General features: G+C 50.6%; 14 protein-coding genes and 1 tRNA gene. 4 read left to right on the top strand and 11 right to left on the bottom strand.

Annotation, left to right across the window (positions count from 1 at the left end):
- Positions 1–48: 48 nt before the first annotated feature.
- Positions 49–465: a hypothetical protein gene (locus WC813_04525; GenBank protein ID MFA5947254.1), complete on the top strand. Its 417-nt coding sequence runs from the start codon at positions 49–51 to the stop codon at positions 463–465.
- Positions 466–523: 58 nt separating this feature from the next.
- On the opposite strand, the gene WC813_04530 is transcribed toward WC813_04525, so the two are convergent.
- From WC813_04530 to WC813_04560, 7 genes are all read right to left on the bottom strand, one after another.
- Positions 524–1588 carry a bifunctional phosphoglucose/phosphomannose isomerase gene (locus WC813_04530; GenBank protein MFA5947255.1) on the bottom strand — a complete coding sequence of 355 codons (1065 nt, stop codon included), beginning with the start codon at positions 1586–1588 and terminating at the stop codon, positions 524–526.
- A complete protein-coding gene (locus WC813_04535; GenBank protein ID MFA5947256.1) occupies positions 1578–2741 on the bottom strand; it encodes an FAD-dependent oxidoreductase in 1164 nt (387 codons plus the stop codon). Before WC813_04535 ends, WC813_04530 begins: the two co-directional genes overlap by 11 nt.
- Position 2742: 1 nt before the next feature.
- Positions 2743–3009: a ferredoxin gene (locus tag WC813_04540; protein MFA5947257.1), complete on the bottom strand. Its 267-nt coding sequence runs from the start codon at positions 3007–3009 to the stop codon at positions 2743–2745.
- Positions 3010–3126: 117 nt separating this feature from the next.
- Positions 3127–3759, bottom strand: a complete 633-nt coding sequence (locus tag WC813_04545) for a class I SAM-dependent methyltransferase (GenBank protein ID MFA5947258.1) — start codon at positions 3757–3759, stop codon at positions 3127–3129.
- 39 nt (positions 3760–3798) lie between these two features.
- The gene (locus WC813_04550; protein MFA5947259.1) at positions 3799–4944 is read right to left on the bottom strand and encodes a cysteine desulfurase family protein; all 1146 of its coding nucleotides are present in this window, start codon (positions 4942–4944) and stop codon (positions 3799–3801) included.
- Positions 4945–4955: 11 nt separating this feature from the next.
- A complete protein-coding gene (locus tag WC813_04555; protein MFA5947260.1) occupies positions 4956–5951 on the bottom strand; it encodes a redoxin domain-containing protein in 996 nt (331 codons plus the stop codon).
- 1 nt (position 5952) lies between these two features.
- On the bottom strand, positions 5953–6657 hold the full coding sequence (locus WC813_04560) for a VIT1/CCC1 transporter family protein (GenBank protein ID MFA5947261.1): 705 nt from the start codon (positions 6655–6657) through the stop codon (positions 5953–5955).
- A 96-nt stretch (positions 6658–6753) separates the two neighbouring features.
- Here WC813_04560 and WC813_04565 point away from each other — a divergent pair, with 96 nt between their 5' ends.
- The gene (locus WC813_04565; GenBank protein ID MFA5947262.1) at positions 6754–7164 is read left to right on the top strand and encodes a hypothetical protein; all 411 of its coding nucleotides are present in this window, start codon (positions 6754–6756) and stop codon (positions 7162–7164) included.
- Between the two features lie 36 nt (positions 7165–7200).
- On the opposite strand, the gene WC813_04570 is transcribed toward WC813_04565, so the two are convergent.
- Positions 7201–9000, bottom strand: a complete 1800-nt coding sequence (locus WC813_04570; protein MFA5947263.1) for an ABC transporter ATP-binding protein — start codon at positions 8998–9000, stop codon at positions 7201–7203.
- A 47-nt stretch (positions 9001–9047) separates the two neighbouring features.
- Here WC813_04570 and WC813_04575 point away from each other — a divergent pair.
- Positions 9048–9123: transfer RNA gene (locus WC813_04575), tRNA-Cys, on the top strand.
- A 184-nt stretch (positions 9124–9307) separates the two neighbouring features.
- On the opposite strand, the gene WC813_04580 is transcribed toward WC813_04575, so the two are convergent.
- Both WC813_04580 and WC813_04585 read right to left on the bottom strand, forming a co-directional pair.
- Positions 9308–9856 (bottom strand): hypothetical protein, encoded by a 549-nt coding sequence (locus WC813_04580; GenBank protein ID MFA5947264.1) that lies wholly within the window; start codon positions 9854–9856, stop codon positions 9308–9310.
- A gap of 100 nt (positions 9857–9956) precedes the next feature.
- Positions 9957–12818, bottom strand: coding sequence for a PBP1A family penicillin-binding protein (locus WC813_04585; GenBank protein MFA5947265.1), 2862 nt, complete (start codon positions 12816–12818; stop codon positions 9957–9959).
- Between the two features lie 140 nt (positions 12819–12958).
- On the opposite strand from WC813_04585, the gene WC813_04590 reads away from it, so the two are divergent.
- On the top strand, positions 12959–13483 hold the full coding sequence (locus WC813_04590) for a hypothetical protein (GenBank protein MFA5947266.1): 525 nt from the start codon (positions 12959–12961) through the stop codon (positions 13481–13483).
- Positions 13484–13519: 36 nt separating this feature from the next.
- On the opposite strand, the gene dnaN is transcribed toward WC813_04590, so the two are convergent.
- Positions 13520–14653: a DNA polymerase III subunit beta gene (dnaN, locus tag WC813_04595; GenBank protein ID MFA5947267.1), complete on the bottom strand. Its 1134-nt coding sequence runs from the start codon at positions 14651–14653 to the stop codon at positions 13520–13522.
- Positions 14654–14767 lie beyond the last annotated feature (114 nt).

The raw sequence follows: 14767 nt of genomic DNA on the forward strand, positions 1-14767 counted from the left end.
AAACCCCCTGGATAAGACCCGCCTCAAATGCCGCGTTTTGGAGAGTTCATGCGCCTTATTGCCGCCGCGTTCACTGGTCCTTGTCCGCTGTTTGACCTCTTTCCTGGTCAGAAGCGCCAGGACCCCGTCATGGACAACGCCCTGTGGTTCAATCACCGCGGGATGTTCCTCCAGAAGGGCGCGCTCGACGCCGCGGACATCCGCCGCATCCAGGAGAACCTCGCCCTCGGCGAAGCGTTCGTCATCATGCGCCCCCACAAGTCCTTGGACGCCGCCGCCCAGGACCTCGAGTACGTGGCCAGTCATGCTGCGTACATCCTCACGCATGACCGCCTGATCCACGTGGACCCCGACGCCACGGCCGAGGACGAGAACTTCTTCCGGCGCAATGGCCTCGTCTTCGAGGTGATCTGTCTGACGGAAGCATTCGTGCTCCTCGATGAGATCGAGGTCGTTCCGGTCTAACGAGCGATTCGCGCGCGTTCAAACGCAAAACCCCCTACCGCAAGGCAGGGGGTTTATCTTATTCATTCATTCTTTTCTTGAACTCGAACACGGTGGCGGTGTCTGTGGTTACGACACTGTTCAGAAGCGCGAGGTACAAACCAACGTAGCTGCCAAACTGGAGGACTTCGCCTACTTCGTCGAGTCTGGATTCACCTTTCGCGCCATATTCGATCACCGTAATGCCTTTTTTCTCCAAAATGTCGGCCGTGATGTCACATCTCTTTTGCGTCCTTGCATGATAATGGTTCGAACGTAGAAGAATGACCGTTGTATTTTGTGCTTGACCGACGGGATATGAGAGCCCTTCCAAGAAATGATGGTTCAACTCGGGTAGTAATTGATATGTTGCAAACTGTTTAGCTGACTCATTCATTTGATTCTGCAGTATGTGAGCGTTGCCGGAAAGATGTTCTGCGGCAATGATGACAATCGAACGGTTTACAATTTCTTTAGCCACTTCTTTGGCCGGATTCTCAGTTGCCGGTACATCAGTTGCGCAGTTATCGATCACCTCGCCCATGGCCGACATCATGGAGGTCACTTCGGACTCTTTGATTTTCAAGATGCTCATTCTTTCAAGCATGCCCACGATCCCGACGAGTGAAAACCCGGTGCCGTAACGCGGCTGTTTAGCCAAATCGCCTGGTTCAAAAATATAAGCTGGCCAGTTTTCTGCCTTGGCTAGCTCGGCAAGGGCACCGCCCGTGCAAATAACCGCCACTTTTGCTCTAAGTGCCTTAGCCTGTTCAGCGACAGCCAGCGTTTCTTCTGTCGTTCCTGAATAGCTCGACAAAATTACGAGCGTGTCTTTGTTTACAAAATTTGGCAGGGTGTAATCACTGAGCAGTTCGAATGGCACTGACAAACGGTCTGCTAAAACACACTTCAACATGTGCGGACCAAGAATCGAGCCGCCCATCCCGGAAATCACGATGTTAGAGATTTCGCTGTAATTTTTAGGAAAAGTCAGTTCGCGCGTGTCATGCCAAGCCAACCGTGCCTGCTCTGGCAAGTGCTCAATTCCGTACCCAATATCCTCGGGGTCAAATTTTTTATAAACCTCGTCTTGATCAAGCAACATAGGCTGAACCAATATTTTTTGTGAGCGCTGCTCGGTTAGAAACGTCACCGATCAAAATCGCTCCAACTAGCTTGCCGGCACGAATAAAGTGTTCCTCGTGCGGATTTAATTGTTTAATCTCATCAGCTAATTCACGGCTCGTATCGCCAATGAAAACAATCTGTAAGCCTAGGAAATTAGTGGAGTATGACGAGGTCAGCGCGAATTTAGTTCGCTCGCCAGCCATAGTCTTTCCTACTGCTCTACCTTGCATGAGCGCGTTCATCCAGTTGCCGTAGCGGATGCGCCGGCCGACCGTGGTGTCATCAAATTCAGCCGCATCACCTGCAGTATACACATGGGCAATGCCGGTTTCGAGATACTCATTAGCCAAGATGCCACTCTTCGTGGGGATGCCAGCTTCCATAACCGTCTTCTCCGTGGCTCTAGCGCCGATTCCTACGCCTAGCAAACCGCACGGAATAGTTTGGCCATTTTTCAACTTCACGCCCATCAGTTCCTCGTCTCCTAAGAGCTCCGGCATGGGTTCGTCAAAATAAAGCGGGATATTGTGCTTCTTAGCCTGGTCAGCGAGCACTTGCTGGCTTTCGACTGAAAGTAACTTGGACCAAAAGCCGTGGCCGCGCATGGCAATCCCAAAAGGAATTTCAAAATGAGCAAAAATGCCCGCGTACTCCAAGGCGATAAATCCCCCGCCGTAAATAAATGCCCGGCGCTCCTCAACTGGCCGAGTTTTTAACTCGCTAATGAGGGCGATTAGATTATCAGCATCATCGACCGTTGATAAATACGACACGCCGCGCCGGTCATCGGGCAAGAGATCTATATCCGTACCGGTTGTTACCAACAAATCATCAAACGGCAACTCTCGCCCTTCGCTCGTGCGTACGAACTTATTTTTCAAATCAATCTCCTCAGCTCTAACCCCCAGCATCACTTCTATTTGGTGATCGTAATACCACTGCGGTTGTTTTAGAAATACTTTCTCGCGTCCAACCTTGCCTTTCACATAATGCGGCAACAGGACGCGTGAGTAACATGGGTGCACTTCCGCGGACAAAATAATAATCGAACATTCTTTGTCGCGTGCTCTAAGCTCCTCGGCTGCAGTGGTGCCGGCAATTCCTCCGCCGATTATGAGTACGTTGCGCATGTTAAACGTTCGGGTAAAGCTGAGCTCCGCTCTCGTCAAAGATAGAAATTGCGAGCGTTGGGCAAGACTGAGCAGAAACAATCAGATTTTCTTTCTCGGCCTCGGTCATTTCTACCGTTCGCTCGTAAGTAGGCCCGTCCGGAGACCGGCCCTGGTCTAGCACTTCGGCTTTATTTTCAGTATTTATTACAAACGAGTCCGGCGCCACCGTGACGCAGCTGGCCGCACCAATACACAAGTCTGGATCAACAACGATACGAAGTTTCATACGGGGGAAAGAATACAAGACTGCTATACTTTGAGCAATATATGCGCACACTCCTCACCCTGCTTCTTATTCATCTTTTATAGAAAGGGGGCATCAGACCCTGACGCCAGGAAGGGTCTAGAGATGGCTGCTATTAGCTTTCTCGACAATGAATTCTAGAACATCCGCTCGCTCGTACTCAGATGCTATTCTTGGAGAAAAATCGACTATCTCAAACCCAGCTTCGACAAGCAATGATCGGAACTCTTCTTCAGTAAAATATGTGTAGTATTTTTCGGCGCCCTCAAAACGTTCATCTTTCACAAGTCCTTCTTCTGTACCAAGATAGATTGACCCGTAGAGCTTTCCCTTCTCAGCTAGCGCACCATTAAGTTTCTCTAATAAAGCAGAGATATCCTGCTTTGGGATATGGACAAACAGTCCTGACGCCCACATTCCATCGTATTTCTGCTCCTCCAAAGGAACGGATCGAATGTCACCAGTGAAAAATTTACCCTCCGGAACAAGCTTCTGAGCTTTCTCGACCATAGCTTCCGAACCATCGATGCCCTCCACTCTCATTCCAGCGTCCGCAAAAGAACGGGAATCTCTTCCGTATGCGCAACCGATATCCAGGATCTGACCATGCTCCGGCACCAAGGAAGTGAAGCGATCAACCCAAGCATGTTTCTGGAGGTCTTTCGTCTTTGCCTCGAATGCCTCTGCCTGTTTGTTGTAAAAATCCGTCGTCTTTCTAAAGGCTTCATCCATATTGACGGCATCCTACCACATGACGACATTAGCGATCCACTAATGCAACTGAGTAGCTTTAAGGATTTCCTGCGCCAAATGAAGAACATCTTTTCTCTTTGTTCCGTGCCCAAAAGATACTCGAATACTCGCCTTCACCTCGTCTTCTGAGAATCCCATCGCTCGAAGGACATGACTTCTTGCTCCAGGGTTGGTGCAAGCACTCGCCGAGGAGATGAAAATACCCTTTGCATCGAGTCTGAGAACAATTTCTTCAGAATCTTTTCCTGGAATTTGGATATTTACAATGTGCGGAGCCGTAAGTTTCTTGTCGCCATTAATAACGACCCCAGGAATTGCTCGGGTGACTTCACGAATGAAGGCCTTGCGAATGCGGGCGAGCTTTTTTGACTCTTTCTCGCGTTCGGCTAAGGCGAGTGATGCGGCGACACCAAAGCCGACAATGCCGGGAACGTTTTCCGTGCCGGCGCGAAGGCCATGTTCCTGGTTACCACCAAAAAGTAGCGCCTCGATGCGCGCATTCGGTCCGATAACAAGCGCGCCAACGCCCTTTGGCCCGCCAATTTTTGCTGCGCTGAAGCTGACGAGATCAAGATGGTCGCGCTCAACGGAAAGATCAAGATAGCCAACAGCCTGTGCAGCGTCAACGTGAAAAAGCGGCGTCTTTGGGGGCGGCAATCCGTCTTTTGGCTTTTTTAGTCGAAGAATTTCTCGGCCGATTTCGTTGATGGGATTGATGGTGCCGACTTCGTTGTTCACGGCCATGATGGAGACGACAACTGTATCCGGTCTGATCGCAGCGACAACATCCTCGACCTTCACCAGCCCGGCGTAGTCAACAGGAACGAGAGAGACCTCGAAACCTTCGTTCTTAAGCGCCTCGAGCGTAGCTTTGTGTTCTACGGCAGAAGCAACAACATGCCGGCCAGTCCCTCGGTGAGCCTTCAAGGCACCGAAGAGTGCGAGGTTGATCGACTCGGTCGCACCAGAGGTGAACACGACGCCATCGGCACGTGCACCGACGAGTGCCGCGACATGCCCGCGAGCCTCCTCAATCGCTTTCTTCACCTCTACTCCCATTTTGTGGATGCTCGATGGGTTGCCGAAAGACTTCGAAAAATACGGCAACATAGCCCTTAAGGCTTCCTTGCGAACAGGCGTGGCGGCGGCGTGGTCTAAATACATAATGCCCCACCCTACTCCACGCACCCTCCAAACGTAAAGGCGAACATTCTCAGGTTCCCGCTCGCCGTTTTCAACTTTAGCGTTCCTTTATGATACATCTTCGCGTTCACGACGCGGTACATCCGCGCGTCCTTAACAACGAGCTCGGCAGTACCGTCCTTCGCGATGTGAACATCCGGACCGGCGAAGTCTTTGGGGATAGGCTTGCCATCAAGTTCGACGATAACCGTGGCCGTCTTCCCGTTTGTCGTGCTCATGACAAGATTAACCGAAAAAGCATTATACTTAAGCGCTAGATATTCGTTCGGCGTCGGTAATGTCTTGGTATGTTCAACAAATTCGGAACCAATTTTCCAATGTCCGTGCAAATACGGAACATCGTCCTTCATTTCACCGATGGCCGTAAACGCCTCCTCCATGTCCGGCAAGTTCTCGCTCATGTTGCCAATGTGCCCGCGTAAATAACCGAGATAGGTTTCAGGAGTCGTTCGATAACAGACACTGCCGCCAACCGAATCATCGGGTCCGATCGCTGGCAAGTCTTTCGCGCCAGATTCCAGCAACGCCTTCTGAATTTCATGCTCAGTCTGCGCATAGGAACCCTCGCCTGCGTGGTCGTAGACAATATTCCCCAGCTTATTGATGAGATATTTATGCGGCCAGTAGCGATTTGCGAATAAGCTCCACACTTTATTATCAGGATCAAGAACCACGGAATACTCAATTCCTGCCTCGGCAATTGCAGCCTTCACATTCTCCTCAACCTTTTCAAATGCGAACTCCGGCGTGTGCACACCAATCACGACCAAACCCTTGTCCCGGTATGTTTTGTCCCACCGCGTCACATGCGGGAGCGTCCGTTGGCAATTAATACAGGAATACGTCCAAAAATCGATGAGTACTACTTTCCCGCGCAAATCCGCCATCTTCAAAGGCTTCCCGTTCAGCCACGTAAGGCCGAGAGGAAATTCTGGCGCCCGAGTTTTTGCGAATCGCTTCAAAAACATATTAGGAAGCTGCTATTCCCGTGTACGCTGAGACAAAATGTCCAATAACGATGCCCAAAAATGCAGCAGCCAAAGAAACAAGCACCATTTCAATACCACTGCGAACCGGTTTCACATTGGCCACGCTCGCCTTCCAGAAACCAAGCAAGAAGAGAGCAACGATGGTAACTAAAATCGCTGATGGCAAAGCATAAATGATTGGCAGGAAGATGTACGGTGACAACACGAGTAAACCGCCGAACACATAACAGATGCCCATAATAAACCCTGCAAAAAGCGGTGTACCGGAAGCCGAGGGAGAAAGCCTGAACTCAGAACGATGAGCTTCATCAAGCCAGAGCCTCCGTTCTCGACCTATAGCCTTAAGGGCAATCCCCATTTCGACTTTAGAAAACCCTTTTCGGATGAAAAAATCACGCAGAGACTCAGTATCCGTTACTCGTTCAGACAGAACTCGAGCCTCATCCTGTTTAAATCGCTCGGTATAAACTTCAGTGGCTGCTTTTGAAGACAAGTAGCTGCCGGCCGCCATGGAAATTGCTTCAACCCCCACCAACACAAACCCGGAAAGAAGTACGATCGATGAATTTCCGCTGCCAACGGCAATGCCCGAAACCGCCCCCATAGTAGAAACAAAACTATCTTCAAGGCCGAAAACGACCTCGCGGACACTACCCGAAAGTATTTCCCCCAATCTAGAGCCCATATAGGAAGCAGTATACCTGAAGAGCAGTGGGTTAATGAGTAGGTTAATGTGTGGGTTGTGGCGTAGACCAGGCCTTCGTGCTAAACTCTCATTAATATGCACATCAGCGACCATTACACGCCTTTTGAAAAGAAAACCTTGATCGTCGTGACAAATAACGAAAAGGCTCGCCTCTTCAAGGCTGAAGACCGAGACGTTGAGGAGATTGAATTAGTGAGTTCGCCTGAAACAGCCGAAACCGACCGCGTCACTGAAATTGACGTGGACTTTGACCAGATGAAGATTAACCGTTTAAAGGAGCTCTATCACGCCCTTTCTAAGCGTTTACTAGAAATGATCGATCACGAGGGCTACGAAACCATCGTCGCCTGCGTGCCAGAGGTGAACAAAACCCATTTCGCCTCAGACATGCACACCGATGTCCTGAAACACATCAGCGAAACCATCCCCAAGAACCTGGCTAGCATGGATATTAACAACATTGTCCGCATCCTGGTTGAGGGTTAAACAAAAAAGACCTTCGAGAAACCTCGAGGGTCTTTTTTATTCTGGAAGGTAACCACCGGACTGCAACCTCCATAACTTTTCGTACAATCCGCCTTCTGCGAGGAGCTCATCATGTGTGCCGAGCTCGACGACTGAGCCTTTTTCGATCACGGCAATCTGTTCGGCCATGTATACCGTCGACAACCGGTGCGCGATGATGACCGTTGTTCTGCCCTTCATGGCGGAAGTGAGTGCGGCCTGGAGTTTGGCCTCTGTTTCGGAGTCGAGGGCGCTTGTAGACTCGTCGAGGATCAAGATTGGCGCGTCGGCCAGGAAGACGCGGGCTAGAGCGAGGCGTTGGCGTTCACCACCTGATAACCGAGCTCCACGTTCGCCGACAATGGTGTCGTAGCCGTTCGTCATCCTCGTAATGAACTCATGGGCCTGGGCTTTTTTACAGGCGGCTATCACGTCGTCCTTGCTCGCCGAAGGTTTAGCAAACTTAATGTTCTCGAGAATTGATTCGTTGAACATGACGGTGTCCTGATGCACAACACCGACTGACCGGCGGAGCTCGTCTATGTCTGCGTCCTTTACATTTACACCGTCCAAGAACAACGCGCCGGACGTTGGATCTAGGAAACGGTTAATCATGCGCACCAACGTACTCTTGCCGCCGCCGGACGGGCCGACAATGGCCAAGCTGGTCCCCGCTTTAACATGAAGCGAGACATTCGACAGTACGTCAGTGTTCGAGCCTTTGTAACGGTAGGATATTTTATCGAAAACTAACTCGCCTTTTGGTTCTTTGAGGTGAATTGGGCGAGCAATCTCGGCCACTTTACGTTCTGCGTACCAATCATCTTGTAGGCGAGCAAAGGCGTTCTTTGTTTCGCTCGTGCGGCGCAGAATGTCAGCCAACAAGTAATCGAACGGCGCCAAGATGTACGTCATCATGCCGAGAAACGCAACAAGAACGCCGAGTGAAAGCGAGCCCTCCGAAATAAATAAAATACCTGCACCGAGGGTTAAAAAGCGCGCTACAAAACGCGTCGCCGAGTTCAAAAAGTCGAGCGTTGTCCAAACGGTGTTAAGGCGAGTCTGTCTGACAAGGCCGACGTCGATCAGCGTAGCGTACTCGCGCAACATGCGTTTTTCTGCGACAAACGATTTAATCGGCACAATGTTCGCGACGATTTCATAAAGCTTACGAGACACATCCTCCCAAGCTTCATTCAATTGCTCTTGCCGCTTATCCGCCCACCGATATGCGAAGATCGTCAGCGCGAGGAGAACGGGAACTGTCGCCAGTGAGATCAATGTCATGCGCCAGTCGAGAACGAGGCCGACGACAAAAAAGACGACGAACGTGACGAGCGTCGGCACAATGTCGACAACTGCGCGGGCTGCAATTTCCCATGAGGCTTCGCCGGCCCTGTCGAGCCGCTTTGCGAGCGCGCCCAGGGACACTCGTCCAAAACGTTCCGGGTCCCAATCGAGAATCCGTTTCAGCGCTACGTGCGAGAACTGATCCCACACTTTATTACCGGCTTTATAGCTCAGCCACTGGCTAAACTCTTTTGCTGCCGCACCAAGAATGGCGGCGCCACCCCAAAGGAAGACAACGATAATGAGGCTCTCAAAAAGGCGTTCTGGTAGAACATTAGTCTGCCCAGAGAGAGAGCCAACTATCCCGTCCACGATCATTCCGTAAAGTAGGGGCTCTGCTACCTGGCCGATTGCCGCCAAAAGAATGAAAAACAAAATGCCGACGTAAAAACCGCCGGTCCCTCGGAACGAACCGCGGAGCATGCCCCACGCCTCCCTCCAGCCGAATTTTTCCTCCTTATTAGCCATTACGGTTGAATTATAGCGCACTATCTGTTACATTTCTTGGCGTTCACGGCCGCGTGGCGAAGTGGTTAACGCGGGAGTCTGCAAAACTCTTATGCGCCGGTTCAACCCCGGCCGCGGCCTCCACATATCCCCCAAATTTGGGGGTTTTGTGTTTTTACGTTACAACCGCGTACTTCACCTCGGAAGACGCGGCGACGACGGAGCTAGAAAAGACCATCACGTACATGATCGCCGCACCAATCAAAGATGCTCCGAACTGACAGGCGAGCGAACACAAAAGGAGCCGCGACGCGCGCGGCTCCTTCTTTTATTTCACCTCAACCGTTGGTAAATCTGTATAGTGAGTTACAACCTTCGCGGATTTGATGATGGATTCAACATCCTGCGCGTCGCCTCCGTAGCTGAATGTGAAGTTGCCCTTTTCTGTCTCTAGATAATAGGTGTAGTTACCCTGATTACCAATCTGACATTCTCCGCCTGCCTCGCAAAGCTTAACACGAGAGAGACCGTTCTTCAGATCCTCGCGTTCTTTGGGCAGTGTCCGGTGAGAATCGAGCTGGGAAGCGCTGATCAGCGTGCCCTCAGTGACTGATCCCTCAGCGCACGGTCCGCCAGAGGTGAAACAGATCGGCTTATCAGTGCTCTGCAGATACACCTCTGTGTCATTCCGACGAACAGCCTCATTCACTGGCTTGATCTTGCCTTCTCCAGAGGCTTCATATGGGGTAACCATGACCCAACCCTTGGGAAGGTCAAAGGCCAACTGCCACTTGCCGTCAACGGGTTTGTTCGCGATTGGCAGACAACCAGCACCGACCAAGAGAAGACCGAGGAAACCAACAAGTATTTTTTTCATATATTTGTATTTGCATCCACTCTGAGCCTTGCGAAGAGTCCGACCCTCAGAGGAGAAAGTCGGATCCTTCGCTCTCGCTCAGGATGGGAACAGAAATGTTTTAGGGAATAATCACTGCCGACACGGGATCTCGTACGTAGACCTTCACGGGGGTGGATTCGAGCACCTGGCCGGTAGTGCTCGTGGCTTCAGCCTCCAGAGTGTAGTCGCCGGCTGAGGGTAATGTCCAGCTGATTGAAGAGATGGAAGGGGGTGATGAAATCGCCCCGACTGGAACCGTGGTTCCAGTCAACAAGTTTCGAGCGGTCAAGGTCAGGCTTGAGTAATCGCTAGCATGAGGAACCTCAACAATCACGGCGTAGGTGGGCGCGGAACGTTCAATCGTTTGTCCGTTAAACGGGTTAGTGATCGTGAAAGATCCCTGACTACCTGCCTCTAGAACATTGATGATGGCGGTCGCCGTGGCGTTATTGTCTACGTCGTCATACACCGTGGCGGCAAACGAGTGACCGCCCTGCTTGACCCAACCCGGGAGCGTGATCGAAGCTCCGTTAGTTGAAAACGAGGTAGCAATATAGACGCCGTCAACCGTATATTCAACCCGGGAGAATGATCGATGAATCTCTACGGCGATCAGAGTATTGAACGTTCGGCCAAGCGCCAGATCATTTACCGGTGACATCATGGAAATGGCCGGCTTATTAGCGAGCGTATGCACGTCGTCGAGCTCGGTCGGCGCGGTGCAATTTTCCAGCGGTTTCTCGCCGTCCTTTAGTTTTGCATTATGGCGCGTTATGTAGTCGAGGAGATTTGCTTCCCAAACTTTATAGTTTGGATCATTTTCTGGGCGCTCGGGGATTGGGTCGGTTGGATGATCCTTGTCTACATAATGCAGGATGTCATGATAAGTTCCACAAATAACTTCTTTTCGGAAACGATCTGGTGTGAGCTCGGTGGCGAGCTTGCCGCTTGAAGTATCGATTGTCACTGGCGTACCAGTCATCTTGCCATCAAGCACATCTTTGCCCGTCTGCGGAATATCTGCCTTCGGGAAGCCCTCAACCGGCGTCCCGTTAAGCGCTGACTTCATGTACTGGTTCCAAATTGGCGCGGCGATCTGCGAGCCATCTGCCCGTTTCATCTTCGTGCCGTCAGCATTACCCACCCAAACGCCAGCTACAAGGGACGGCGTATAGCCCATGGTCCAGGCATCTTTATACTCATTGGTCGTTCCCGTTTTAGCGGCCACTGCACGCCCAGGCACAACTAGCCAATTATTTGAGCCAAAAACGTAAGAGCGAGCCTCGTTATCAGACAACACATTGCTCATAATCGCGGCCAGGTTTGAATCTATCACTCGTTCCCCCTGGTGCTCTTCGTCCTTCCATTCTTCGAGGACTGAACCATCAGCGTTTTCGACGCGAAGAATACCGGTCGGTTCATGATACGTTCCACCGTTAGCAAACACTCCGTACGCAGCCGCGTGATCGATCAGTTTCACCTCGGCGCCACCGAGCACCATGGACAGACCAATCTTAGACGGATCATTGAGCGTAGAGTAACCCAGACGCTTAGCAAAGCGTACAGCGTTGTCTATGCCTACCAAGTACAGTGTTTTCACCGCCGGAATGTTGAGCGAGCCCTGCAACGCCTTACGCATGGACACGGAACCGTGTTCGCCAAGGTCATAGTTCTTCGGCGAATACGGACCAGTTGGTGTAGCAAATGTGGTGTTGTCATCCCACAAAAGCGTATTTGGCGTGTAGCCCTTCTCAAAGGCGGCCGCATAAATAATCGGCTTCATGCTAGAACCCGGCTGAAGTGGCTGAATGGTCACGTTTACCTGTCCATCAATCTCGTTATTTGAGTAGTCCGGTGAACCAACCATGGCTAAAATCTGTCCGGTCTTTGGATCTAGAGAAAGCAAACCAGCGTCGGTAAAGTTATAGAGCTTACCGTTCTTCTCCACGCCGTCAGTCACAGCCTTTTCCGCTAACACCTCTTTGTCATAATCAAGAGTGGTGATGACCTTCAAGCCGCCGGTTTCTACCAGCTTTGTAGAATACTTATCTTCAAGGATACCCTTCACCCACAAAACAAAGTGCGGACCGACGCTAAGATTCGTCACCTTGGTCGTCAAAGTAGTGTCCTCTTTTAGAGCCACATCGGTTTCTTCGCGCGTCGCATAACCCAAGTCCACCATGCCATTTAATATCCAGTCGCGGCGCTCTTTTAGCAGGTCTGGGTTGTTAACGTAGGTGGTCGGCCGCTGAGGAATGGCGGCAAGCGTAGCGCTTTCTGCCAAGGTTAAGTCCTTAGCCGACTTACTAAAATACTGCTCGGCCGCTGCCTCAATGCCATAGTTCGCGGAACCATAAGCAATTTCATTCAGATACATCTGCAAAATCTGATCCTTGGAATAAATTTGTTCCAAGGCAACGGATAAGATCAACTCCTTGAGCTTACGGATCAAACTCCGTTCATTCGTCAAAATAGCATTTTTCACCAGCTGTTGAGTGATGGTAGACCCACCGCCGCGCTGACCAGCAAATAACACCGCGCGAGCAGTTCCTTTTAATGTAAATCCATGATGGGTATAAAACGCGCGATCTTCAGCGGCAATAGTCGCGTTCTTAACATAATCCGGAATTTCGTCCAGTGTCACCAACGTGCGTTTACCGTTTAAAGCAATTTGATAGAGCAGGTGCGTGCCGGTTCGGTCATAAATCTTGGTCGATTGGGAGATATCCCTGTTAGCTAGCCCGTTTGGGTTAGGCAAATCCTTGGCATACCACGCGAACGTTCCAGCAATTACGATTATAAAAAATAAACAAAACGCTAAAGATGCTAAAAATACGTTCTTCAAGAGAGCCTTTTTATTTGTGTTGCGCCAAAGCTTCTTTAAGCGTTCGGGAACAGCTTTCAAACCTCTTTTAAGCTGTCCCTGGATAAATTTCTGCATAAAAAAAAGCTCTTGCCGAGCATCATACCTGAGCGATAGTTTTTCGACAAAGTGTTCTGTTTAAACTTTGGCTAGGGTTAGCCATAAAAGTGCCATTTTTGCTTGACAAAAAGGCCATTTTCTGCTATACTAGACCTCTTATGATCAACACTCTCCGCCACATTCCTATCTACCTTAAGGCTTCCCCGGTTGAATCCGGTGTAGTAGCTGTTATGATCTTGGCGCTTGGCTATTTTGCCCTCCCCTTGAACGTAGACGCTACCACTAACCTTGGTATCAATGCGGATAAAACCGTTGCCCTTCAGGTGGCTGCTATGCAGAACCAGACGAAGAATTTTGGTGCCTTGCCTGAAAACAAGGACCGTGACGGTGTTTCGGTGCGTTATATGCAGGTTTCTGCATACACGTCCCGTGTTGAGGAGTGTGATTCTACCCCGTTTATCACAGCGTCCCAGACGCATGTGCGTGACGGCGTAGTTGCCACCAACCAGCTCCCGTTTGGTACGCGTATCAAAATGCCGGAAATCTACGGCGACAAGGTCTTCATCGTTGAGGACCGTATGAATACGCGCTACAAGAACAATATGGACATCTGGATGGATGATCTCGCTACTGCGCGCCATTTTGGCCGCAAGACGGTAAAGATCGTCGTCTTCAAGAAATAACAGAAAAGACTCCCGATTTCTCGGGAGTCTTTTCATTTACTGGCGGATCGGCATCACGATATACAAGTATTTCTCATCAGCTTGTTCATGTGGGACGAGGAGACAGGGGTTTGTGGCATCGATAATTTTTACGATTACCTTCTCGCTCGTCATGGCGTTGATACCGTCGAGCAAATAACGGAAGTTCAGCGTCACCGAGTTATCGATTCCCGTCACGTCGCCTTCGACCGCAACGGTATGGTCGCCGCGGCCAGCATCTGTAGCCGAGAGAACGATCTCATTCACGCCCGCCTTTACTTCAAGCTTCACGTCGAACAATCCCGCTTTCGAGAAAAGACTGGCGCGCTTTACGGCCTGGCCAAAAACAGTCTTGTTTACAATGATTTCCGTAGCGCTTGTCTTGGGGATAATCTGTCGATAATCGGGATAAACTCCGTCGATCGTCCGTGAAGAAAGTTCGACTGACCCGTAACGGAAAGCAACCTGGTTGTCAGTGATCTCGATCTCGAGTGTTTCTGGGATTTCGACCGCGTCGCGAAGGACACCGAAGATTCTGCGTAGCTCGGCCAATGTTCTGCTGGGGACAACTACCTTTCTTTCCCCCATGATATCCCCAGTTAAGGCAATCTGGCGCTCGCCGAGGCGGTAAGAGTCAGTCGCGGCAATTGTCAGCAGCTTTTTGTTGCCATCGAACTCCAAATAACATCCAGTAAGTACCTGGCGAGCCTCGCTTGTCGACACCGAAAACAGGGTCTGTGCGAGTGCAGCATCAAAAGGAGCAACAGGAACAGTGAATTTTACCCCGCCGGTTACCTGAGGTACCAACGGAAACTCGCTTGGAGCTAAACCGTTGATCTTGGTCTTGGATGAACCACAAACAACAAGCAAAGAGGTGTCGAGCAGGTCGAGATCGACCCGTTCGTCCGGAAGTAATGAAACGTAATCTGCGATAAGTTTAGCGGGAACGGTGTATTCACCTGCTTGGTCGACCTTACTACGAACGGTACAGATCACCGTCATGTCGAGGTTTGTGGCCGTCAGCTTGAGTCCAGCCACTTCTGCCCTTAAGAGCACGTTATTCAAAATGGGAAGGTTCGCGCTCTTCCCGCTAATGTGACTCACGATGGTCAGTCCCTGGTGGATGTTTTCTTTTGTACAGGAGAGTTTCACAGGTGCTTCTGATATTTATATATAAGATAACTAGTAGTAACAGTGAGTCTGTGGATGAAGTGGATAACGCTTGTTGTCCCCGTCCCATTTGAGTTCCTGACGATTTCACCTGTG

This window comes from Patescibacteria group bacterium (assembly GCA_041659765.1).
Lineage (GTDB): Bacteria > Patescibacteriota > Patescibacteriia > UBA9934 > UBA9934 > JAGORL01.